General features: G+C 52.6%; 21 protein-coding genes. 9 read left to right on the top strand and 12 right to left on the bottom strand.

Going from position 1 to position 23,279, the window contains the following annotated elements:
* The first annotated feature begins 73 nt into the window (after positions 1-73).
* Complete coding sequence (locus tag K3T82_RS23620) at positions 74-1,258, top strand: L,D-transpeptidase (protein WP_220196013.1); 1,185 nt, start codon at positions 74-76, stop codon at positions 1,256-1,258.
* 82 nt (positions 1,259-1,340) lie between these two features.
* Here the strand turns inward: K3T82_RS23620 and K3T82_RS23615 are convergent, their stop codons facing one another.
* Together K3T82_RS23615 and K3T82_RS23610 are read right to left on the bottom strand one after the other, a co-directional pair.
* Positions 1,341-2,099, bottom strand: coding sequence for a creatininase family protein (locus K3T82_RS23615; RefSeq protein ID WP_236031464.1), 759 nt, complete (start codon positions 2,097-2,099; stop codon positions 1,341-1,343).
* Positions 2,100-2,122: 23 nt separating this feature from the next.
* Positions 2,123-3,031, bottom strand: coding sequence for a helix-turn-helix domain-containing protein (locus tag K3T82_RS23610; RefSeq protein ID WP_220196011.1), 909 nt, complete (start codon positions 3,029-3,031; stop codon positions 2,123-2,125).
* Between the two features lie 251 nt (positions 3,032-3,282).
* Between K3T82_RS23610 and K3T82_RS23605 the strand changes: the two genes are divergently transcribed.
* Together K3T82_RS23605 and K3T82_RS23600 are read left to right on the top strand one after the other, a co-directional pair.
* The gene (locus K3T82_RS23605) at positions 3,283-3,420 is read left to right on the top strand and encodes a hypothetical protein (protein ID WP_220196010.1); all 138 of its coding nucleotides are present in this window, start codon (positions 3,283-3,285) and stop codon (positions 3,418-3,420) included.
* A 159-nt stretch (positions 3,421-3,579) separates the two neighbouring features.
* The gene (locus tag K3T82_RS23600) at positions 3,580-4,824 is read left to right on the top strand and encodes an MFS transporter (RefSeq protein ID WP_220196009.1); all 1,245 of its coding nucleotides are present in this window, start codon (positions 3,580-3,582) and stop codon (positions 4,822-4,824) included.
* A gap of 83 nt (positions 4,825-4,907) precedes the next feature.
* Here K3T82_RS23600 and K3T82_RS23595 read toward each other — a convergent pair whose 3' ends face one another.
* Genes K3T82_RS23595 through K3T82_RS23585 form a run of 3 tightly spaced genes read right to left on the bottom strand, consistent with a single transcriptional unit; the run spans position 4,908 to position 8,005 of the window.
* On the bottom strand, positions 4,908-5,384 hold the full coding sequence (locus K3T82_RS23595) for an SRPBCC family protein (protein WP_220196008.1): 477 nt from the start codon (positions 5,382-5,384) through the stop codon (positions 4,908-4,910).
* Positions 5,385-5,439: 55 nt separating this feature from the next.
* A complete protein-coding gene (locus K3T82_RS23590; RefSeq protein ID WP_220196007.1) occupies positions 5,440-7,089 on the bottom strand; it encodes an ABC transporter permease subunit in 1,650 nt (549 codons plus the stop codon).
* On the bottom strand, positions 7,076-8,005 hold the full coding sequence (locus K3T82_RS23585; RefSeq protein WP_220196006.1) for an ABC transporter ATP-binding protein: 930 nt from the start codon (positions 8,003-8,005) through the stop codon (positions 7,076-7,078). Before K3T82_RS23585 ends, K3T82_RS23590 begins: the two co-directional genes overlap by 14 nt.
* A gap of 666 nt (positions 8,006-8,671) precedes the next feature.
* On the opposite strand from K3T82_RS23585, the gene K3T82_RS23580 reads away from it, so the two are divergent.
* The 3 genes from K3T82_RS23580 to K3T82_RS23570 all read left to right on the top strand — a co-directional run bounded on the left by K3T82_RS23580 (position 8,672) and on the right by K3T82_RS23570 (position 12,748).
* Positions 8,672-10,411, top strand: a complete 1,740-nt coding sequence (locus tag K3T82_RS23580) for an ABC transporter ATP-binding protein (protein WP_220196005.1) — start codon at positions 8,672-8,674, stop codon at positions 10,409-10,411.
* Positions 10,408-12,195 carry an ABC transporter ATP-binding protein gene (locus K3T82_RS23575; protein WP_220196004.1) on the top strand — a complete coding sequence of 596 codons (1,788 nt, stop codon included), beginning with the start codon at positions 10,408-10,410 and terminating at the stop codon, positions 12,193-12,195. Before K3T82_RS23580 ends, K3T82_RS23575 begins: the two co-directional genes overlap by 4 nt.
* A gap of 112 nt (positions 12,196-12,307) precedes the next feature.
* On the top strand, positions 12,308-12,748 hold the full coding sequence (locus K3T82_RS23570) for a GNAT family N-acetyltransferase (protein ID WP_220196003.1): 441 nt from the start codon (positions 12,308-12,310) through the stop codon (positions 12,746-12,748).
* 269 nt (positions 12,749-13,017) lie between these two features.
* Here the strand turns inward: K3T82_RS23570 and K3T82_RS23565 are convergent, their stop codons facing one another.
* From K3T82_RS23565 to K3T82_RS23545, 5 genes are all read right to left on the bottom strand, one after another.
* Positions 13,018-14,037, bottom strand: a complete 1,020-nt coding sequence (locus tag K3T82_RS23565) for a universal stress protein (RefSeq protein ID WP_220196002.1) — start codon at positions 14,035-14,037, stop codon at positions 13,018-13,020.
* Positions 14,038-14,256: 219 nt separating this feature from the next.
* Positions 14,257-15,291, bottom strand: coding sequence for an LLM class flavin-dependent oxidoreductase (locus K3T82_RS23560; RefSeq protein ID WP_220196001.1), 1,035 nt, complete (start codon positions 15,289-15,291; stop codon positions 14,257-14,259).
* A 270-nt stretch (positions 15,292-15,561) separates the two neighbouring features.
* Positions 15,562-15,954, bottom strand: a complete 393-nt coding sequence (locus K3T82_RS23555) for a response regulator (RefSeq protein WP_220196000.1) — start codon at positions 15,952-15,954, stop codon at positions 15,562-15,564.
* 212 nt (positions 15,955-16,166) lie between these two features.
* Positions 16,167-16,472 (bottom strand): TrkA C-terminal domain-containing protein, encoded by a 306-nt coding sequence (locus K3T82_RS23550; protein ID WP_220195999.1) that lies wholly within the window; start codon positions 16,470-16,472, stop codon positions 16,167-16,169.
* Positions 16,460-17,218: a potassium channel family protein gene (locus tag K3T82_RS23545; RefSeq protein WP_220195998.1), complete on the bottom strand. Its 759-nt coding sequence runs from the start codon at positions 17,216-17,218 to the stop codon at positions 16,460-16,462. The genes K3T82_RS23550 and K3T82_RS23545 overlap by 13 nt, the downstream gene beginning before the upstream one ends.
* Positions 17,219-17,371: 153 nt before the next feature.
* On the opposite strand from K3T82_RS23545, the gene K3T82_RS23540 reads away from it, so the two are divergent.
* Positions 17,372-18,145 carry an acyl-[acyl-carrier-protein] thioesterase gene (locus K3T82_RS23540; RefSeq protein ID WP_220195997.1) on the top strand — a complete coding sequence of 258 codons (774 nt, stop codon included), beginning with the start codon at positions 17,372-17,374 and terminating at the stop codon, positions 18,143-18,145.
* Positions 18,146-18,320: 175 nt separating this feature from the next.
* Here the strand turns inward: K3T82_RS23540 and K3T82_RS23535 are convergent, their stop codons facing one another.
* Positions 18,321-19,205 (bottom strand): alpha/beta fold hydrolase, encoded by an 885-nt coding sequence (locus K3T82_RS23535; RefSeq protein ID WP_220195996.1) that lies wholly within the window; start codon positions 19,203-19,205, stop codon positions 18,321-18,323.
* 85 nt (positions 19,206-19,290) lie between these two features.
* On the opposite strand from K3T82_RS23535, the gene K3T82_RS23530 reads away from it, so the two are divergent.
* Positions 19,291-20,370 carry a DUF4037 domain-containing protein gene (locus K3T82_RS23530; RefSeq protein ID WP_220195995.1) on the top strand — a complete coding sequence of 360 codons (1,080 nt, stop codon included), beginning with the start codon at positions 19,291-19,293 and terminating at the stop codon, positions 20,368-20,370.
* Positions 20,371-20,439: 69 nt separating this feature from the next.
* Here the strand turns inward: K3T82_RS23530 and K3T82_RS23525 are convergent, their stop codons facing one another.
* Positions 20,440-21,402 (bottom strand): LLM class flavin-dependent oxidoreductase, encoded by a 963-nt coding sequence (locus K3T82_RS23525; RefSeq protein ID WP_220195994.1) that lies wholly within the window; start codon positions 21,400-21,402, stop codon positions 20,440-20,442.
* A gap of 159 nt (positions 21,403-21,561) precedes the next feature.
* Between K3T82_RS23525 and K3T82_RS23520 the strand changes: the two genes are divergently transcribed.
* A complete protein-coding gene (locus tag K3T82_RS23520) occupies positions 21,562-22,779 on the top strand; it encodes a threonine synthase (protein WP_220195993.1) in 1,218 nt (405 codons plus the stop codon).
* Positions 22,780-23,279: the final 500 nt, after the last annotated feature.

Below are 23,279 nucleotides of genomic sequence, written 5' to 3'. Positions count from 1 at the left end.
TTTTAATATCTACAGCGAGGAAATATATGAGACATAAAAAACAGTACGGTTAAGTTCAAGAGAGTACATAGACATGCGTATATTTGGCATCCAGAAACAGTGGGGGGCTCCCCTGCAACATAAACACAAAAAAATATATATACTTATAATATTTCTTCTCACCATACTTTCTCTTCAAGCGTGTGGCGCTGATACTAAAAACATAACAAACCGTGTAGCAACCAACGCAGATCGACAAACGCAGAGTGAGAATCGCGGTTCACAGCAAGGGAATCAGAGTTCCTCCGAAATCAAGGACAACAACATCGTTACACCGGCAATGTTAAAAAATGCCCAAAAGGCACTAAGCGACCTCAATAATGAGATCAAGCAACTTAAAGCCAAAGGTGTGGACGTTCACACGCAGCAGCAAAAGTACCAGGCAGGCCAGCAGAGCGTCAAAGCGATAGCGACAACCCAGGACTATATTCTCGCTCTTATATCCATTGGCGCGGATCGCGTGGCGGTAGAGAGCGATGCGGCCCAGGGCAACGGCTACACACTTGTCCAGACCCTACAGGATAAAGCCCAGTCCTGGGGCAATGCCCACAAATGGCACAATCCCTACGATAAGCAGAATTACCTACTGGACACCAGTTACCTGAACCTGGAACTTGGTTACGGCGCGGTACCCTATCTCACAAACAGACTTTCAACCGTCGGACCAAGTGCCTATCAGGAGGTGGAGGATGTCTTGTTCCATCTCGCCATGCTTGAAGCCAATGCCGAGGATATGACACCTTACAATAAAACTCATGCTACTGATACGCAGATTCTGTCATACTATCATCTACAGGAGCAACGTGTAATGGTCGTGTCGTTAACCGAGCAAGCTATGCGGGTATATGAAAATGGAAAGCTGGTGCGCTCGTTCCTCGTCACGACAGGGCGCGCCAATCGTCCTACACCTCCCGGCTTATGGAGTCTGAGCACACACCTTACTAACGTACCCTTCACCTCCTTCGACCCACCTGGTTCACCCGATTACTACAAACCAGTCACGATCAACTACGCAGTCGAGTTCCGCGCGCAGGGTTATTATGTTCATGACTCCTGGTGGCGCAAGGATTACGGACCCGGAACGCAATTTCCCCATGAGGATTCAAGTCACGATAGTGACGCTGGAACTGGTAGCCACGGTTGCGTAAACCTACCAACCAATCAGATGCTCTGGGTTTACCAGAACTCCAGCGCGAATACAAAACTCGTTGTCTACTAAAGAGGAATCTCTCTAAAACCTGTGCTTTCGCACTAATTCTCCATCAAAGGTAGTGGTGCCTTTGATGGGGAATTATTTATACTTACTCCACATCATTTCCGAGAGATGCTGCCTCTTGCAGTGTTTGAGCGGCTTCTGCAACAACAGCTTCCCACAATTGCTTCCCCAACTCAGCACTCGCGTGCGTTGGATCACCAATCACACCGGTAGAGGTATAGTGCGTAAAATCCAGATTGGGATCACTCCAGTCAACCTCTGTGGAATGGGGATTGGTGATTAGTTCTTTGCGAACGGATGCTGGACGCAGATAGAGAGAAACAGACGTGGTAAAGCTATCAGCATGCCCTACTGGGATCTCGGGGTCAGCTAGCCGGCACCAAATCGCATGAAAGGGATGAGATGGTAAGAACACCTGTGCTTTGCCCTGGAACCTCTGATTAAAACGCTCGACAACATCACTCAGAGCATGACCGCCACAGCCTCGCCAGATGACCATGCGCTTAAATCCCTGTGCCGCTAATGATGTCAAAGTTGCTTCGATCAAAGCGTTATGCAAATCGACTGGCACATCAATAAAACCACTACCAAAATTGCGGTGCTCTGGCGTTGGTCCAAAGGGCATCGCCGGTAATACAACAGCCTGAACTGCGAAATCTAGCGCCGCTTTTTCTGCGGCTGCGACCATAAGCGTTTCAGCAAACCACGTATCAAAATCAACTGGAAGATGAGGCCCCTGCTGCTCCGTACAACCAGTTGGAATGATCGCTAACCAGCCCTGTTGAGCGCATCTGGCAATTTCTTGATAGGTCAAATCACCAAAGCGTCTGCTCTTTGCTTCCATCAATAACATATTTCCTTTTCTTTCTACCCTTCGCTCTCGTCCGCCCCTTCTGCCTGCTTCAATGCCTGACCACAGTTATAGCAGTAATGAAAGCTGGTAGCACATGGTGAGGAACAGGAAGGACAGTTAAGCGTAAGTTCACCTCCAGCCAGCAATGCCGCCGCTTCTTCCGGACTCGGTGACGTGGACTGCTCCTCTTCCTCTAACCCTTGTGGATTCTGCTTAATTATCCGAAGCGTCTCCGCACGCACTTGCTCTAGTTGAATACCTAGTTGCTCCAAGGTTGCTGAAGCGATGCCTTCACCTTCTCGTATGAGTGCCAGAAGCAAGTGCTCCGTTCCAACGAAATGATGATTGAGTTTACGTGCTTCATCAACTGCGAGTTCAATAACCCTCTTGGAGCGTGGAGTCAGGCCAACCATACCTAGCACAACGCGATCACCTCTACCAATAATGAGCTCGACATTACGGCGAACTTTCTCCTGCTCAGCGCCAAGGCTGGTTAAGACTTTGTTGGCAATACCTTCGCCTTCAGCCAGTATACCCAGCAAAAGGTGTTCAGTGCCAATGTAATTATGCTGGAAACGCATTGCCTCTTCCTGAGCCAGCATTAAAACATTACGAGCCCGCTTGGTAAACCTATCAAAGCGGTCTTTAGGCCCCACTGGGTTCAACTGTTTACTCTGCGTGATTTTGCCAAAAAGCTGAGCTATCTGCTCGAAGGGGATATGCGAAGTAGAACCTGAATCGCTTTGCGCTTGAGCAGTGATGCGTTGCCGCTTCAGATAATCCCGAAGGTCTGATGGCGCGAAGCGGTAATCAGCTCCAATGCGGTAGGCGGAGAGTTCACCTTTATTCACCAGACGTCGAATCGTAACTGGGTCAACATGCAAAAGCTCCGCAATCTCTTCAGAAGTCATGAACTTTTCCATAGCATCCCTTCCTTCGGTGCTATAAGATATTCAAACAGATTTTAGAGACTATATATTACTATGAATACTATACATTACTATAGATGCATTCAACAAGGATGGAATGGCAATATCCGATGTCATGCATACACTCAATACCTCTCCACCATATGTATCAGTGCATCCTATCGACAATGCTTAGCTACCAGTTGACAGCAGCAAGGGCACGGTGTTACCATTATCCAATAAGAACTTGATGAAAGGGGATCAGTATGACTCTCGCGACAACGCGGCACATTCGGGGATGGCGCTTGAACGCACCCGGCTGTGTCTACGCACCTGTCAAGGCGCTTCGTGTCGCCCAGGGCCGTACTATGCCTTTTTTGGTGTGGACGCTAACACGAAGCTAAGCAGCGTATCCAATACACAGGCCGTGGGTGACACAAACTGGTCTCGCCTACGGCTATTATTTTGCCCTCCATCTCGCAAGGGCTAGAAGTCCGTGGCACGTGCCAGCAGGTGTCGCCCATGGCTTTTTATAATGCTCTTTTTGTGAATGGAGTTATCTCATGTCGCACGAAACCAAGACCCACACGCCTCCCCTCTGGCGTAATCCCAACTATCTGCTCTTGCAAAGCGGGCAGATTGTATCCTACCTCGGTAATCAACAACAATTTATCGCGCTACCGCTGCTCATCCTGGCTATCACAGGCTCAACCATCCAGGCGGGTATCGCCGTCAGCCTGAACACCATAGCCGTGCTGGTAGTCAGCCCTCTCGCTGGCGCTCTGGTTGATCGGTGGGACCGTAAAAGAACCATGCTGGTCTGTGACGCAGGTCGCATGCTGCTCACTCTCAGCATTCCACTAGCCTACTGGCTACATGTTTTGAGCATGGCGCAGATCTACATCGCTGTGACGCTCGCTGGCGCGTTTGGAACGCTCTTTAGCGTCGCGAATACCGCCGCACTACCTAATGTCGTGACGCGCAAGCAATTGCCGGTCGCGCTCTCGCAAGCCCAGGTAGCCTATTCCTGCGTGCGCACCTTCGGTTCGCTTATTGGTGGCACGCTCTATAGTATTGGCAACGTCTTCCCTTTCCTGGCAAACGGCATCTCATTTGGCGCGTCGGTACTCTCACTGAGCTTCATACGTGGGCGCTTCCAGAGCGAATCTGAAGCATCTCCCCGCCAATCGTTGCATCAGACTATCACCGAGGGCTTCACCTGGCTCTGGCGGCAGCCACTATTGCGCTTCCTTACCATCATCAATGGCGCGGATAGTCTTCGGTATGGCGCGGGTTATCTTGTTATCCTGATTCTGGCGCAAAACCTGCATACCTCACCCAGCGGTATAGGCTTCATCTTCACTGGTGCGGCGGTGGGTGCGCTGTTAGGAAACATCGCGAGCCACTGGGCACGCCAGCGCTTTCCCTTTGGCAAGATCGCCATCAGCATGCTCTGGCTCGAAGCTCTGATGTTCCCACTCTACGCCATCGCGCCCAACGCCTTCATCATGTGTCTCATCGCGGCAGCCGAGGAGTTAGTTGGTCCAATCTATAACATCTCGCTCGACACCTACCGCCTCACAGCGACACCAGACACCATGCGCGGACGTATGAGCAGCACTGTTCAGCTTGTAACGCAGGGCGCGCAATCGTTGGGAGCTATTCTCGGTGGGCTTCTCATTCAGATAGTTGGAGCGCAATGGAGCGCCCTCATCCTGGGAGCATGGCTGATCCTGCTTGCCATTGCCACCACCCTGAATCATCGCGTCAGGCACGCCACGCTCCCAACACCCGAACCGGCCGTCTAATACACAACTCTCAAGCCACGTATAAACAAGAAAACAAGATGGATGTGCTTGCCGACAGCAAGCACATCCATCTTGCCTCTTACCTATTCAACATATTGAGCCAGTTTCGCAAGAGATGACTCTGTACCAACCTCGTTGTCCTCGGGTCGAATGCCCACTGGAATATCCTTGAAAGTCATGGTAACCATTGTTCCGCCGTTTTCGGCCTCCAATGTGATTTCCATGATCATCTCTCCAGTGAAGGCTGGATCGGCTGAAGCAAAAGTAATGGCTTCAACAATCCTTCGTGGTGGTTCCAGTTCCACAAAGCGCGAGGTATAACTATCTTCTCTCTCAGATGTCTTGCCACGTGCACTTGTGTCCGTTAATGGATAGTACAATGACATCCGATACCCGCCACCAACCCTATGATCGAAGCTATGAACCTCTCCGGTCATATCGCCCGGTGCCATCCAGGTCGCCAGGGCCACTGGATCGGTAAAGGCTCGATAGAGCGCTTCAGGCGTCGCCTTGATCCAGCGCGAGTTGTGAGTGCTACCACGCGAGCGTGCTTCTGCCATGAGCACATCCTTTCCTTCTGAAAGTCACGCGCTATTTGCGCGCACTCACTCATTCTCACCGTGCGATATCTTTACGGACAAAACGGATCGAAGCCAGGACCAGTGCCATAGCAGTCACCAGCAACACTCCCAATGTATCCATAAGCGGGAGACCATGCAAGAGAGGAGTGCCATAGTAATAGAAAGCTGAGAACCTCAACGTTGTCTCTGACCAGTTCAACTCAGGACCAACAAAGCTGATGAAGAACCAGATTACCAGTAAGAAGCTCAAGAGGCCAGTATCCACTACTGTCCGCAACCAGCCAGCAAAGAGATAGCCCAGAGCAGCCATGAGTAGGCCCAATGGAATGATTGAGAGTGTCGCGGCAGACAGGTTGCCCCAGTCCAACTTGAGGCCGGTAGCTAGCGAAGCCAGCGTTGTCGCGCCCAGCGTCACTACTCCCATAAACACCGTCGCGGTCGTAAGCGCACCAAAGCGTGCCAGCAGAACCCGCAGACGTGACTGCGGCGTCGCCAGCACCAGATCATGCAGGCCCTCCTCCTCATCGGCGGACCAACGTGTAGCCTGGGTTATGGCAAAAGCCATCAGCAAGAGCGGTAAAAAGGCAAACAGGGCACTGAGTAGTGTGGCATTCATGCCCGAGTCTCCACCGCCAACCTTCGAGAGAATGCCGCTCAACAGTGGTGAGCTCTCATATATTTTTGATAGTTGTTGCTCTGTTTGCTTGACAATCACAATCATCCACGCGGCAAACCCGGCGATACCCAGTGTCCACCAGCAGGCAGGTTTTACGATCATCCCTAGACTGCGCGTATAGACCGAGCGTAGCGACCAGGCATTCGCGGGGAGCGCCCGTTCTGTCCGCGCCGCGCGCTCTGGTAACCGCAAGAAGCGGGGCAGAGCTACCGTTCCGCCTACATCACGCCGCACGAAGAGTCCTAGCGCTGCGCCGCACAGCACCACATTCAATGCCAGCAAGATCAATAAGCCGCCAGTATTAGTCCCAAAACCTGATACAAGCGGTCGACTCAAATTATAGTAATAGATAGGCGAGAAGCGGCTAATCCATTCGGTATCAGGGATGACCCGGTGAATCATATCCACCATGATCGCGATCAACAATAGACCGCCCGTAATACCAGACGCCGCGCCTCGTTCCTGTGTGAATTGGGAGAGCAACAGGGCAAGCGATCCAAAGACGCCGCAAGCAAGCACCACGTTCAAACCAAAGAGCAGGGCATCTCCCAGACCAAAGTCCGCGCTGACCTTCTGACCACCTGCGAAGGCCAGGAGTCCAATCAGCAGCCCCATGCCCAGCAAAGCGGTCCAGAGAGCGGCTAGCTTCTCCAATGCGACACGCATCCGCCCACGCGGAAGCGAGAGCAAGACATCGAGAGAGCCACGCTCTTCTTCGCCCCTCAGCATACGACTGCACACAAGCAGAGGCCAGACAGCCATCAGCAGGATGGTAAAGCCATATTTAAAGGTGGCGTAGCCGCCGGGCGTATCCACGGCGACCGGTTCGGCGAGCCAGGTGAATGAGCTAGAGAGGCTGACAAGCGACGCCCGAGCCTCAGGAGTCTCTACCAGCGAGGGGAAAGCGGACAGGACCGCGAAGAGTAGCAAGCCCATGCCCAGACCCCAACCAAGAATAGCGATTCGCGCCTCGCGTAAGGTTTTGAGATAGACACTAGTGAACCACATGACTGGCCTCCCTGGCGGCGACGCCGTCACTTTCGTAGTAGCGCATGAAAATGTCTTCCAGGCTGGGTTCGTGGCTGCTAAGGCTCACGACAGAATACCGTGCCGCTTCCTTGATGACCGCATCGGCCTGCCCCTGTACAGCGATCCGCAGCGTACGTCCATCTGCCAGCGCCTCCACCTGCTCCACGCCTTCAAGTCCCTTGAAGACTTCCACAGGCACCGCACTGGCAAAGACAATGGTCATCTCCTGATGCTTGATATCCTTCAATTCTTCGATGAGACCCACCCGCGCGAGTTGTCCCCCACGGATGATAGCGACCCGATTACAGGTCTGCTCCACCTCGGTCAGGATATGAGAGGAGAGGAATACCGTGCGCCCATCGTCGCGCACTTCCAGCACCATGCGATCAAACTCCTGCTGATTCAGTGGGTCCAGTCCGCTAGTAGGCTCATCCAGAATCAGCAGGCGAGGACGATGCATAAAAGCTTGAATGATACCTAGCTTGCGCTTATTGCCGCTGGAATACTGGCGAAACTTACGGCTCGGATCGAAGTCCAGGCGCGCGATCAGTTGCTTGAGATAGACCTGATCGACGCCTCCACGCAGGTGCCCAAAGTACTCTAGAATCTGCCGACCAGTCAGATTAGGATCAAGCGCGAGCTCACCCGGCAGATAGCCGATCAAACGTTTGACCTCTACAGACTGCCGCCAGACATCAAGTCCAGCGATTCGCGCCTGACCTGAATTGGCGCGCAATAGCGCCATCAGCAGGCGAATGGTGGTTGTTTTACCCGCGCCATTGGGACCGAGAAAACCAAAGACCTCTCCCTCTTGCACTTGAAAGGAAACGTCACTAATGCCACGCTTACTTCCATAACGCTTGGTCAGGCTCTCTACTTCAATGATCGCTGTCATATCCCTATTCTCTCTCTCATTTACAAACAGAGTCTCTGTTTATTTTCTACAAGGAGCATAGCCCAAGAATATGGCCTTGTCAATGGAATTCATCGTATTCTCGGAGCCTGAGATAAAAACATTTAGCATATATTTACATTCACGCCTTCCTGCTTCCCAGAATCCGCAAAGTGGGCCGATGCCATCTGTCAGGGGAGAACTGGAAAGCTACGCGGGGCTTTCAAATCGCCCTTGACGTGAAGGGGAAGTTCATGTTACTCTTAAAGAGCTTCAATTGATTAGTTTGTAATAAACATCCACTCTGGAGAGGCAACTACATGGTTTATTGTATGGTAACGGAGCGTGCCATGGCTACGGCACGTGTGGGCATTAATCCTTTTGTCCAAGGCCATACTATGCCCTTTTTGCCGCTTCTCTCTACATTGAAGTGTCCTGACCGCTTCAATTAGATATGCTACTCAGGCTGTGGGCACAAGATGGTCAACGCCCACGGCACCACCTCAAATCCCTTGTTATTCGACATCTCCGTGGGCATTTATCCACTTGTATAGGGGCGTCACCTGCCTTTACGCGCCCACCATCCCGTTTTAGCATGTTTGCTAACGGTCGATCTTAACGGTTTCGTACATAACGACAATACTCCAAAGAGACCTGGAAGGGACCATCATGCATCTTAAGGGCTATCGCCAACTGCTCGCAACATACCTCGCTCCACAATGGAGGCTGGTCATTATCCTGGCGATATTACTTTGTGGTGACATTGCGCTGCAAATCGTCAATCCACAACTCCTCCGCATTTTTATTGATACCATCACGTCTACTGGTGTACAAAATGGTATCTTGGGAGTCGCGCTCCTCTTTATCGGTGTGGCACTGGTGCAACAGATCGTCAAGATCTTCGCGACCTACTTCAGCGAACGCGTAGGCTGGTCCGCTACAAACGCCTTACGCCTGGATCTTACAGAGCACCTCGTCACGCTGGACATGGGCTTCCATAAGCGTCATACACCCGGCGAACTTATCGAGCGTGTCGATGGTGACGTCACAGCGCTGGCCAACTTCTTCTCCCAATTCATCATCAAGATTGTTGGCAACCTGCTGCTCTTACTGGGTGTCCTGATTGTCCTTGCCTTTCAGGACTGGCAGGCAAGCATAGCGCTGATCCTCTTTACCATTATCGCGCTCCTGCTCATCGCCAGCGCGCGCAATATCGCGGTCAAGTACTGGAAAGCCTTTCGCCAGAGTACCGCCGAACTCTTCGGCTTCCTCGAAGAGCGCCTGCACGGCACCGAGGATATTCGCTCAAGTGGAGCTCAGGAGTATGTAATGCTCCGCCTCTACAGGCATACCCGCCAGCGCTTTCGCACCGGGCGCACCGCCAGAGTCATGTCGGTCGCCGTATGGACCATGCCGATTATAACCTCACTCATGGGAACAATGGTTGCCTTCCTTGTTATCGCCTGGTTTTACAGCCGGAATGAGATGTCTCTCGGTATGGCCTTCTTGATCTATTTCTACACCCAACTTATCTTCCAGCCCATCCAGGCTATCACGGACCAGCTGGACGACTTCCAGAAGGCAAGCGCGGGCTTTATCCGTATCCGCGAAATGCTTGAGGTGCAGAGCGAGCTTGAGGACGGTCCCGGCGCGACCTTTCCAGAGGGCGCGTTGGACGTCGAGTTCGAGGATGTCTCCTTTGGCTATGGTGAGGAAGACCTGACCGTGCGAAACCTGGCCTTCCGCGTCGAGGCAGGAAAAGTGCTAGGTTTGCTAGGGCGCACTGGTAGCGGAAAAACAACGATCACGCGCCTGCTCTTCCGTCTGTATGATCCTGCAAGCGGGGTTATTCGCCTGGGCGGACAGGATATCCGCGCCGCCAAGCGTGCCGACTTGCGCAATCTGGTTGGCATGGTCACCCAGGACGTACAGCTTTTCCATGCCAGTGTGCGCGACAATCTCACCTTCTTCGACAAGAGCATCGACGACACGCGCATCATTCAGGCCATCGAGACACTTGGCATGGGTCAATGGTATAAGGAATTACCGGAAGGGCTAGACACAATGCTCGCGAGCAACGGTGGTGGACTCTCAGCAGGTGAGGCTCAATTATTGGCCTTCGCACGCGTCTTCCTGCGTAATCCATCGGTCGTCATTCTCGACGAGGCTTCATCACGTCTCGATCCCGCCACCGAGCGCCTGTTGGAGCAAGCTATTGATAAGCTGCTCAAGGGGCGAACCGCGATAATAATCGCGCACCGTCTGAGCACGGTCCAACGCGCCGATAGCATCATGGTGCTGGACAAGGGGAGTATTAGCGAGCTTGGCGCGCGTACCGAACTCGCGAATGATTACGATTCCTACTTCTCACACCTGCTTCGCGCCGCTCATGAGGAGGTTCTACAATGAAAGCCTGGCGCTGCTTCTGGTACCTGATTCGCTTCCAGCCCTGGTACTTCGCGCTCAACTGCCTCTCAATCGTCCTGGTCTTCATCTTTGAGATGATAGTTGGATTGATTGTGCAACGCTTCTTCGACAGCCTGACCGCCAATAGTCTGAGCAGTCAGCTACTCTGGTCCATCGCGGCCTTGTTATTGGCCTCAGCCCTGGGACGTATCATCTTCCTGGCAGGCTGTCAGATCACCAACTCGCCCTTCATGTACGTTGGCGCGGCCCTCTTGCAGAAGAACATCTTCGCCCATGTGCTACGACAGCCAGGAGCACGGGCCCTGCCTGCATCCTCCGGCGAGGCAATCAGTCGCCTGCGCGACGATGTGGATGATATTTCCAGCTTCCTGATGGGCTTCAACGACCTTGTAGCCTTTATCATCTTCGTGGGCGTGGCTTTTGTCATTATGTTCAGGATCACCCCCACGATCACAGCCATCGTCTACCTGCCGCTGATCGTGATTGTTGCCTGTGTGCAATTCGCGGGCGAGCAGATCAGAAAGCGACGTGGAGATAACCGCAAGGCTACAGGCGCGGTGACAGGCTTTCTAGGAGAGCTCTTTGGCGCTGTCCAGGCGGTTCAGATCGCCAACGCCGAGCATAAGAGTGTCGCCTACTTCCGCCGCCTCAATGACGCTCGCCTGACCATGACGGTACGCGACAAGGTGCTTGATCAGGTGCTACAATCAACCTTCTCCAATACCGTAAGCATTGGAACAGGTATCATCCTGCTTCTGGCAGGACAGGTCATGCACAGTGGTAGCTTTACAGTGGGCGACTTCGCGCTTTTCGTCTACTTCCTGGGTTGGATGACCGAATTTACCACCCACTTTGGGCGCATGTCGACCGCGTACAAACAGGCGAACGTCTCTATCGACCGCCTACTAACGCTGCTCCAGGGTGCGCCCCCACGCAAACTGGTCGAGGTCAGCCCACTCTATATGCATGGTTCACTTCCGGAACTACCGCCTACGCCTGCTATAGGGGAGAAACGCTTACAGTGCCTCGACGTGACAGGTTTGGGCTACCACTATCCCGATACGGAGCACGGCATTAGCGGCATCAACCTCGCGCTCAAGAGAGGTTCCTTTACCGTGGTCACGGGTCGTATTGGCTCAGGCAAGACGACCCTACTTCAGGTCTTGCTGGGTCTGCTACCACCTAGCCAGGGAGAGATAGCCTGGAACGGCTCACGCGTCGAGCAGCCCGAGACATTCTTTGTTCCGCCCTTCAGCGCCTATACCTCGCAGGTACCGCACATGTTCAGCGACAGCCTGCGCGAAAACATCCTACTGGGGGTCAAGGAGGAGTCGGAGACCATGAGCCGCGCGCTTGAACTAGCGGTCCTTGAGCCCGATATCGCTGAGATGAGCGAGGGATTGGACACCATGATTGGGCCAAGGGGCGTGCGCCTCTCTGGTGGACAGATACAACGCGCGGCGGCAGCGCGCATGTTTGTGCGCCCGGCGGAACTCTACGTCGTTGACGACCTTTCCAGCGCACTCGACGTAGAGACCGAAACACTGCTCTGGCAGCGAATCGCCGCGCGACAGGACGCCACCGTCCTCGCGGTCTCGCATCGACGTTCAGTCCTGCGCCGGGCCGACCACATCCTTGTACTCAAAGAGGGCCGCATCGAAGCCGAAGGCAAGCTTGACGACCTGCTCGCCAGCAGTGAAGAGATGCGCCGCCTCTGGCATGGTGACTTTAGCGCCAGCGAAACAGTCGAAGCCACCACAGACTAGCCAGTTGTAGTCCCTTACAACAATCTATGTGCTAAAACAAATAATCTATAAAACACCCTGGGACAGGGTCGTCTCAGGGTGTTCCGACAACTTACAGAGAGAATATTTCAATATGAGTTATCAGATTAAAGCCGCGCTCGAACCACATCCTGAGTTTGAGAAATACTTGCATGAGCGCATCCGAGAATTTAACAATCAACATTCACCATCACATAAACAAGCTCGAACTGAAGGAGCAATCAAGAAGGCGCATATCATAGTTGTAGATAAGGATAATCAGTGGCAGGGTGGCATTACAGCTGAGCTTTACTGGAACTGGCTAGAACTAAATGACTTCTGGCTCTCAGAGACGCTCCGCGGTCAAGGACTTGGAAGTACGATTCTGACACAAATCGAGCAAATAGGCCGGAAAAATGGAGCTCACAAAGTCTTGCTAACAACCTATGAGTTCCAGGCTCGCACCTTCTACGAACGTCACGGCTATAAAGTCGTGGGAGTCATAGAAGACTATCCCCCTGGCTCAAGCTACTACACAATGGTTAAAGTGCTATAAGGAGCGCTATTCTGATCTTACAGGCAAACGCTTAATTGTTACTATAAGAAGGTTTCATCTAATCCATCGATGAAAATAAGTTCTCGCGAAAACTTTTTTAACAACAACAATGCAATAGAGATCAGAAGGCTTACCTCCAAAGAATTGATGATCAAGAACAGGGTGGGGAAACAGACTTAAACCTGTGCTGGGTTTCCTTTTTGTAATCACAAAACCACAGGGCCATATCATATCTCATGCGACGATCCCTGTGGCTTTGTGTTAAGGTTTTAGTGCTTGTGATGCCTGGAACTAGCACTATGGGTAAAGAGTTCTACTTCGACGGGCTGAGAGCGCACGATGAGCAGGGGGCAGGCAGCGGCATTGAGCATATCTTCGGTGACGCTGCCCTCGCGTAGACGTTGCAATCCAACCTTGCCCTGGGTCGCCAGCGCGACGATGTCGCAGACCTGATGATCACCTTCTCCCATATACTTGACCTCCTCAAGAAGGCGCTTCCAGATATCATCCCGTGCCGTATAGGGTACTACTGAGGAGCTGGCAGTGAGCGAGTAATCGCAGAAGTCGCCGCCACGAAAACGGGCTTCGATACTTTGTAGATAGGCCATAGCTTCGTCGCGGGCCTGGGAGTTCTGCGCGTCAATTTGCCTCTTATTAGCGCGGCTATTCGCAGTTTGGGTGCGGACAGCGCAGGTCAGGTGAATATGGCCCTTCCGCGGGTGGGCGAGGGCATGGGCCAGTCGGGCGGCCGGGAGAAGCGCGGACTCAGAAAGGGATGAGCCATCGAGCGCGACCAGGATATGGGGCGTGTGCTGGGGGTTCTCATAGTGATGCACGAAAGACATGCAGATGTTGGGCGTGACCAGGGTAGGGATCGGGCTATAGCGTACAACATGCTGGGCAACACTACCCAGAAGCCAGCGTGCATGCGCAGCCTGCCCATGACTGCGCATGACGATCAGTTGCGCCATATGCTCCTGGGCAGCGCGCAGGATCATGTCACCGGGATTACCAATAACAGCGCTGGCAGTGGTTGGGATACCTCGCAGTTGTCCCTCTTCGCCGATGCGCTTAAGATAATTCAGGGCCTCTTCAAGACATGTTTCACGTAGATGCTCGACCTTGTGACTCTCTACATGCGCGCGTAAATGCATATGCATCTCCTCGGGTAGCAGCACTCGCAACAGAATCAATGAGGAATTCATCGCGCGCGCGAGTCGAGCTGCCAGTGGTAGCGCTTCCTCCGCGCGAGTCGAGCCATCAAGCGGGACGAGAATGGACTGAAACATACGTAGGCTCCTTTCAAACTCAGCCAATCGGCAAGTGAGTAGAGATAGATGCATTACTACTTCTAGAGTACCTACTACCTCTACACATGAGCTCTCAAGGAGGCGCAACGTCAGCTAAAATTCAAAGCCTGCATATGAGGGATTGGGCTTGAATGAGTATTTATGGCGCTAGGAGATGCTAGCAAAGGAAGGGGTTGACGTCAACTCCTTCCCTTATCATTACTTTGCGGGAATGGGTGATTTTAGATCGAAAGCCTTGGCAAGCAGCTCATAGGTGCGGGCCCGGTTCTCGTAGCCGTAGATCATTGCGGAGATCATCAGTTCGTCGGCCTCAGTCTCCTCTACGAGATTGATAAGCCGCTCGCGAACGACTTCGGGACGCCCAACCATCTGTCGCCGATTGTGGTACTCACGGAGAATCTGTTGCTCAAAGGCGCTATAAACATGAGCCTTCGCCTCTTCAGGGCTGGGCAGGGGCGCGGGCTTACCGCTGCGCAGGCGCACCCAGGCTAGCGCCATTGAAGCCGACAAATCCTCAGCCTCTTCATCCGTCTCGGCACACACAACCGTCGTCGTCAGGATAACCTTCGGCTCCTTGAGGTGCTCGGAAGGCTCGAACGCCGTGCGATAGAGAGAAATAGCAGGAACGGCAAAATTGGGGTTGATGTGGTGCGCGAAGGAAAAACCAACACCCAGCAGCGCTGCCGCCTGGGCGCTAAAGTCACTGGAACCCAGGAGCCAGAGGGGAGGAAGTTCAACATCATCAGGCGTTGCCTTCACCGAACGGAAGGGATGGCCCTCTGGGAACTCATCTCCGGCATTGGCGAAAGCGCGCAACTCGGCGAGCTGCTCAGGGAAGTCATCGGCGTTCATGGCATCGCGCGAGCGGCGCAAAGCCAGGGCGGTCTTAGGATCAGTGCCTGGCGCACGACCAATTCCCAGGTCGATGCGTCCGGGGTGAAGCGCTTCCAGAACGCGAAAGGATTCAGCCACCCTGAGCGGCGAATGATTGGGAAGCATCACGCCACCGGAGCCAACACGAATATGCTCCGTAGCTTGTGCTACATGCCCAATCATAATCTCTGGCGATGAGCTTGCCAGCATATTTGTATTGTGATGCTCCGCCAACCAGTAACGCGTAAAACCTAAACGATCCGCCAATTGTGCCAGCTTAATTGTGTTGTATAGTGCCTGAGTGCTATTGGAGCCGGAATCAATCATAGAGAGATCCAGCACAGAAAGTGGGAATGCCATAGCTTCTATCCTTCAAGATGTTGTAGATATATTCCGTCACTATACACAACAAACGCCAAGCATAAATTATTCGTGTCTGTGGAGAAGCGCTGCACTGGCCAATGGAGTGAAAGCGTGGCTACAACCTATGGAGGTAGGGCAGGATATTGCAAGAAGCATCATTTAGAATGACGATATTAACGAAGTGCAGGAGGGCTCCCATATGAACTTATGGCATGTAGGAACCCTCCCTTGTACCCATGATATCAAGATGCATGAAGAAGCAAATGATTACACGTGATTATATTTAAGCAGGGCACCAATAGAGGTTAGTAGCGCCTGCTCCTTGAAAGGCTTCTGGAGAGAAACAGCGCTCCGTGGGAAAGGAAAACAGAGTGAATTGTCATCTGACAGGAAGATGATCGGAATTCGCTCACGAAGCGACAGCAAACGCAGGTGCTTGATGAATGAATTTCCATCGCTGCCAGTAAGATGAGCATTCACCAGAAAGAGGTCGGGCAAAGTGGTCCCTATGATCTTAAACGCTTGAAGCGCGCTGGTAGCGAAGATAACCTGACAGGTAGGCTCGGCTTTCAATGTTTGCACAAGAGCAAATCCCGCATCAATATCCTCTTCTACTACCAGGACCTTTTTACCTGCGAGAGCGATGTCTATTGTAGCCATACTATAGCCTCCCTCAAAGTTCTAGAGAATCGCATAGCCTACCTGCCTTTCAAACAATAACGCTCCACATATCAGCACCAAGGACCCTCGCACCCATGCTCAATTTTGATATTCTTGATCTACAATATCAACTTATAACTATAATAACGCGTCCAGGGTAGTTTTGTCAAGAAGAGAACAGACAAAAACGGCGGGGCGATCGTGAGGCGATACTAGCTAGCGCCTTGCTTGGAGCGAAAGGTAGCCAACTGGTCTGGCAAGCCGGTTATCACCCCCACGTCGCCTCGCTTGATAGTGAGATCAGCGGCGGTCCTCATCAACACTTGCTCTCCACGCTTGAGCGCGACAAGAACCATACCGCTATGCAAAAGCTGGTTTTGCGCATCCGTCATAGCCATGCCAATAAGGCGCGAGTGGGGCGAAAGCGCGATCTCTTCCACCTCTAAATTAACTCGACCGCCACTCATTACCGTATCAAAAAGCTCAAACATCGCGGGTTCAAAAGTCATATGAGCCATATAGTGCCCACTGATAGCATAGGGGAGAGGACGCGATCAGCGCCAGCGAGCTTAAGTTTGATCACCGTCTCGTCATGGTTAGCGCGCGCGACAATCAGGAGTTTATTGTTGAGATGTCGTGCGGAAAGGGTAATAGAGATATTATGCGCGTCATTATCGGTCGCCACCAGCACACACTGCGCATGAGCAATCCCCGCCTCACGCAGTAAATCATCGCGTGTAGCATCACCTTGCAGGGCCAGATAACCGCGCCGCAGACACAAGTCAATATTGCGCTCATCACCATCGAGCACAATAAAGGATCTCTGCTCACTGACAAAGTCTTCCGCGATTTGCACGCCGACGCGCCCGAAGCCACAAATAATATAATGCTGACGCAGTTCCGCGATCTTCTTATCCATCAAACGCCTCCTGACCGCCTGATTAAAATGCCCTTCTAATAAATACTCCATGCCAACCGCGAAGGTATAAAGCATTGCACCAACGCCTAATACAATAATCAGAAGCGTAAAGATCCGACCCACATCAGTAGTAGGGTAGGTACCACTACCAATCGTCGTCATCATATCGACCGTGGTATAGAGCGCGACAAGAAACGAGAGATGCTCGATGAGCATATAACCAATTGTGCCAATAACCAGGACACTCAATACCAGTGCGGTCGCAATGCGCAGATGGCGAAATGAGGTTGGCTCAAGCGTGGATGGAGTGCCTCCCTGTTCAGATGGCAGAGGTTTCTTAATCATGGCATTGCTTGAAAGCTGTGTGACATAGCGCTTCTCTCTGAGACTTAACATCCTCACAGTTGTAATACTACAGCCAGCGCCAAACGCGGGGCCGCATCCAGATTAATGCTATAATCTGAAACAGAACAAAAACTAAGGATAAAGGACGGGGGAATGAGACGCGAGTTTCATCAAACACACACTGTACGCTATGACGAGTGCGACTGCTATGGGAATCTCACACCGGCGGCATTCTTGCGCTATATGCAAGATATCGCGGCCCTGGATACAGAAGATGTGCAGCTAGAGGCAGAGGGTTACTGGATTGTAAAGCGGACCATTATCTCTTTCACAGCTCCAATTAAGATCCATACCAGGCTTGATCTGAAGACGTTCGGCATTGGCTTTACACGCATCACAGCCCAACGCGGTTATGAAGCCTATATCGCGGGGGAAGCACAAGAAGAACCAGTTGTGAGCGCGAACTCACTCTGGGTCTTCGTTGATAAAAATGGGCGACCGAGGCGTCTACCAGAACGCACCGCTGAGATCTGGCATCTCGACAACGCGCGTCCCCAGGAACCTCTGGTCGCTATGCCGCCAACACCTGAGAGCGAGCCATATACAACCGAAGCTACGGTTCGCTTCTCGGACATGGATGTCGCCATGCATATGAACAATGCCGCGTATGTCGAGGTGCTTGATAACGCAGCCTGGGAGGCATATGCACAGAACGGATTGAAGCCCGAAAAGACTATACCAACCGCGCGCTACTATGACATTGAGTACGCGGAGAGCATGCGCTTTGGCGAGAAGCTTGAGATCCAGAGTTGGTTCGAGCCTCAACCCACGACAGGGCAGGAAGCGAGCCGTATACAGAGCATCACCCATAATGGCAAGGTCGCCGTACGCGCTCATTCACGTTGGCACTGGCAGGGTGAGGAGTAGCGCATAATTGAAGGACATTCGCCAGGACGACCTCTTGGCAGCTTGTTCTGAAAAGCATTTGCCAGCGCCGCCTATGCGGCGGCTAGCTTCGCCGCCACATAATTCCTCTTCAGACTGAGTTGGTGTTATGTGATATCTGAGCATCTCAGGCGCCTACGCTCAGGCAAATGAATGGCTAGCTATGAGCATGAAGCCAGGAGGCGAGATCGGCGTCCATTTGGGAGCGGTCCGCTTCGAACTGGCTGTCATGATGGTAGTCTGGATAGTTCTTCCAGTTCTTATCTTTGCTCGCAAGACGCTCAAAGAGAGTTCGATTAGTCTGGATAGAAACGGCGGCATCGTCGTCAGCCTGAATCACCAGAGCAGGCAGGCTGATTCCACTCGCCTTACCAAGCGCGGCAAGGCGCATCATAAGGACCTGGAAGAGCATACTCGCTGTCTGCCGTTTCCCCCAGAGAGGATCGGCTTGCAACATCTGTATCGCTTCAGGATTGGTGGTCATGGTACGAGTATCGGCGGCAACTGTCCAGTAGCGGCGAGAGCGCATAAGACCACCAATGGCGATCCCAAGCGCGATAGAGAGAGGGATGCTTGACGTGTCCTGAATCCAGGCGTTGAGCAGGATCAGGCTAGAAAGTTTTGAGCCATAGCGAGTAGCTGTATGAACGGCGAAGAGGCCCCCCATGCTATGCCCAAGCAAGTGGAGACGCGCATTTGGATGGCGCTGGCGAATAGTATCTAGCACAAAGATAATATCGTCAACATAAGTAATATAACGGTCGATGTGTCCTGACATGCCACCAGAGCGTCCAAAGCCCCGGTGATCCAGCGCGTAGACCGTGATGCTCTGTTGAGAGAGCACGTTTCCCAGATCGTTATACCAGGCGCTATGCCCACCTAATCCATGCATAATCAGGAGGACACATTCCGCATCTGTAACCCAACTACGCACAAAGTGAGAGCAACCATCGGGTGTAGTTAGCTCTTCGGTCCCTACGCGCACACCTGGAGTTGCCCGCATCTCGCCCCAATCGCCAGGGGCCTCCGTTTGGTACAACATACACATCTCCTGAAGTGACGATACTCGCGACAATCATGCACTTTATCATATGCTTTCGGTCACCACCGCCGCAAGAGGAGTAGATATGCCTGCATTTATCACAGGGATTGACTTGAGCCGCCGTTTCTATAAAGAGGCTGTGCTCCCTCTGCTGGACACATCCTTTCCCAGCCTACGCTATGCCACTGCGCTGATCGGTCCAGGAAGCGAAGTCCTTGGCTTCGACACCGAGATGTCAATCGATCATGACTGGGGTCCACGCCTGTTCCTCTTTCTCAAAGAGGAGGACATGAAGCTTGGTGACGCCATCGCGGATATGCTAAGCCATAAACTACCAGCAACCTTCGCCAGCTTCTCCGTTGCTTTCACTATGTCAAAAGAGCCACGAATCGCAAGGCGACCACTAACAGGGCCAATCAAACATCATGTTATTCCTATCACCGTGCGCAACTTTGTACGCGTCCAGCTTGGCTATGATCTTAACCAGCCACTAGAGGTCGCTGACTGGCTAACCTTTCCATCGCATGCTCTCGGCGAACTCACCGCTGGCGAAGTCTATCATGATAGCGTTGGAGAGCTTACCAGGATACGGAAGCGCTTCTCCTGGTATCCTGCTGATATCTGGCTATACCTGATGGCTGCGAGCTGGCAGAGAATCGGGCAGGAAGAGCATCTGATGGCCCGCTCAGGATACGTAGGAGACGAGCTGGGGTCAACACTCATCGGCACGCGCCTGATTCGCGACGTGATGAATCTGGGCTTCCTGATGGAGAAGCACTACGCTCCTTATGCCAAGTGGTTTGGCACAGCCTTCAAGCGCCTTCAATGTGCGCCAGAGCTCTCTCCTCTACTCTGGCAGGCTCAACAGGCGGTTTCCTGGCGGGAGCGCGCAGAGGCTCTAGCGCGAGCGTATGAACAAATGGCACGCATGCATAATGCTCTGGGAATCACAAATGCACTACCGGAACACTGCTCAGACTTCTATGACCGCCCCTTCCCAGTCATTCATGGAGAGATCTTCGCACGCTCACTGGTAGAGCAAATCAGTGACCCAGAAATGAAACGGATAGCTGAGAAATGCCTCATAGGCAACATCAACCAGTGGAGCGATAACACAGACATTGAGGGGATTGAACGGGAGAGGCTGCGCCAGTTATACAAGTAGTCTGCGACTATCATAGGTTTGCGCGACAAGATGATATACTACCTTGTCGCGCAAATCTATAATGGAAGGTTAGAGTTGCCCTATGAAGCGCATCAACTGAACCTGTTCAGCACTAACATCTTTGATCGTAATGGGGAAGAGCATAACCTCATCCAGGCCCGCATCCAAGTACCCACGCACACGTTCAGCAATAGTCGCATCATCGCCAGAGAGGACCAAACTCTCAACTAGATCCTCCGGTAGTTCGCCACTTGACGGAATGGTAAAGCCTGCGCTCGCGAACATTTTCACATAGAAGGGAAGCTTCCCATAGCGACCTAGCTGCTGGCGAGTAGCAGCAAGGACAGCCTGCTTATCTTGGCTGAACGCAACAGGAATATGCGCGACCAGGGGAGGCACTGAGCGTCCCACTTCAGCAGCTCCAGCACGCTGAGCTGGCAGAGACTTCTCTAACAGATAAGGTGGCGGACATACCCAGGAGAGCGATCCATCAGAAATCTCACCCGCGAGATGAAACGCATTCTCGCGTAGCGCAGAAACGAGGATAGGAATACGTGGAGGGCGAGGAAATGTAGATTTAACAGTGTAGTATTTTCCCTGGAAATCAACCTTTCCATCCCAGAGGAGAGCGCGCAACACAGCTACATATTCGCGCAAATGCTCATGCGGGCTCTCCATAGAGAGGCCATATACGCCTTCCATCACAGGACGATGGCTCGGGCCAACACCCAGACGTAAGCGATCAGGAGCTAAATCAGCGATGGTCAGTGCCTGCTGCGCCAGAGCTAGAGGGTGCCGGGGATAGGTTGGCACAATGGCAGTCCCCATACGAATACTGCTTGTTTTCATCGCCGCTGCTGTAAAGATACCCAGTGTATCGGGTAAGGGGGTGGATTGGGTCATCCAAATTTGGCGCACACCTGCTGACTCAGCCTTCCCAATCGCGTCGACCGCTGACACAGTATCTGAGCCAGCCAGAGCCAATCCAACTCGCTCACGCGTTGATACTGAAGATTCATTATTGGTTTGCATAGTAAGCCCTTTCGTCAAAAATGACAGCTTCTTCTATCCAGGGAACACCATGTCGTTTCGGGTTATTCCACTTGCTCTATAGTGTAGCTTTGTTGTATGTGTGATAGATTGACAATACTATTTCATGTACACGCCTAGATAGAGAGGATGGTTCTCAACTTGCCCTTCAGTTACCTACAGCACCTCGAATGCCCTCGTTGCCACGCAACCTACAATGCCGATACCCAGGCACACTTATGTACCTGCGGTTCGCCACTCCTGGCTCGTTATGATCTTGAAGCCGCGCGTGAAGGCTTCACCAAGGAAGAGCTTCAAACGCGAGAGCCCTCACTGTGGCGTTACCATGAACTGCTGCCAGTTCGCGCGCCAGAGAGTATCATCACACTAGGCGAGGGCATGACACCACTGGTACCAGTTCCACGAATGGGAGAAAGCATAGGAATACCAGGGCTCTACGTCAAGGACGAAGGAGTCATCCCAACTGGCAGCTTCAAGGCGCGAGGAGCCGCCGTGGGCGTCTCACGGGCTCGCGAGTTGGGGGTCAAAACGCTCGCCATGCCAACCAATGGCAACGCCGGGGGAGCATGGGCGACATACTCAGCGCGTGCTGGAATCAAGGCCGTGATTGTCATGCCTGAGGGCGCGCCAATGATCACCCGCAACGAATGCGCGATCAATGGAGCTCAGCTCTTTCTCGTCAATGGGTTAATCAATCACGCTGGAGCGATTGTCGCCCGTGGGGTGCAGGCTCACGGGTGGTACGATGCCTCAACGCTCAAAGAGCCATACCGCATCGAAGGCAAGAAGACTATGGGCTTTGAGATCGCGGAACAATTCCACTGGAACGTACCTGATGTGATTCTTTATCCAACCGGGGGCGGTGTGGGTATTATTGGCATCTATAAAGCCCTGCGCGAGTTACAGAGCCTGGGCTGGATTGGGAAACGCTTGCCCAGGCTGGTAGCTGTCCAGGCGACAGGGTGCGCACCCATTGTCGAGGCATGGCGCGATGGTAAACTCGATTCGCAACTCTGGCCCAACTCGCATACCGTTGCCTTTGGCATCAATGTCCCCAAAGCACTTGGTGACTTCCTCGTACTTGAAGCGGTTCGCGCAACTGATGGCTGTGCCATCGCCGTCGACGATGAAGAGTTGCTGCAGGCACAGGCTCGACTCGCTGCTCACGAAGGACTATTTGCCTGCCCCGAGGGTGCCGCCACACTGGTAGCGGCTGAGCGCTTGCGCGCTGAGGGCTGGATAAAAGAGGACGAACGAGTTGTCCTCCTGAATACTGGCAGCGGCCTTAAATATCCAGATACGGTACAGATCGATGCCCCAATACTCCAACCACAGGATGACTTGCCTGGTACACTGTAAATTATACACAGGTCGATTGAGTTGCCAGCCTTGCGCAGGCTTAAGCTCTGCGCTTACATATAAAACTTTTTGTCAATTACATCCGGAGGAGGAGCAATTAAGGCTCTACGCCTCCGGATACAACCACTAGTCCCCATTAAACCCATTCTCCCACTATGTACATGTCTTATACCATATATTCCATTTTCTTTATATAACCGACGCATGTTCGCAGCATCCACCAATCCTCATAAGTAGCCGTAACGCTCTATCTTCATCGTTAGCAATACTCAGGTTGCGATAGGCTCCTTAGTGGCTAATCTGCTTTTTCGTGCATTTGACATTGCTCAGGTTCGTAGGGTATAGTTAAATTGACGCTCTACTATGTTGATCAACTAAATCAACTTTAATCGGCGACAATGGCTATCTTTCCATAAGTATAACGGTCATAACACAGGTCAAATGAAAAGTCCCAGGTGGGTCATATTGATGACCGACTATATGCACAACGACATGAGAGG

The sequence above is a fragment of the Ktedonospora formicarum genome (assembly GCF_016587355.1).
Classification (GTDB): domain Bacteria; phylum Chloroflexota; class Ktedonobacteria; order Ktedonobacterales; family Ktedonobacteraceae; genus Ktedonobacter; species Ktedonobacter formicarum.
Note: the sequence above shows the minus strand (reverse complement) of the source record. Positions and strands in the feature narration are given on the sequence as shown.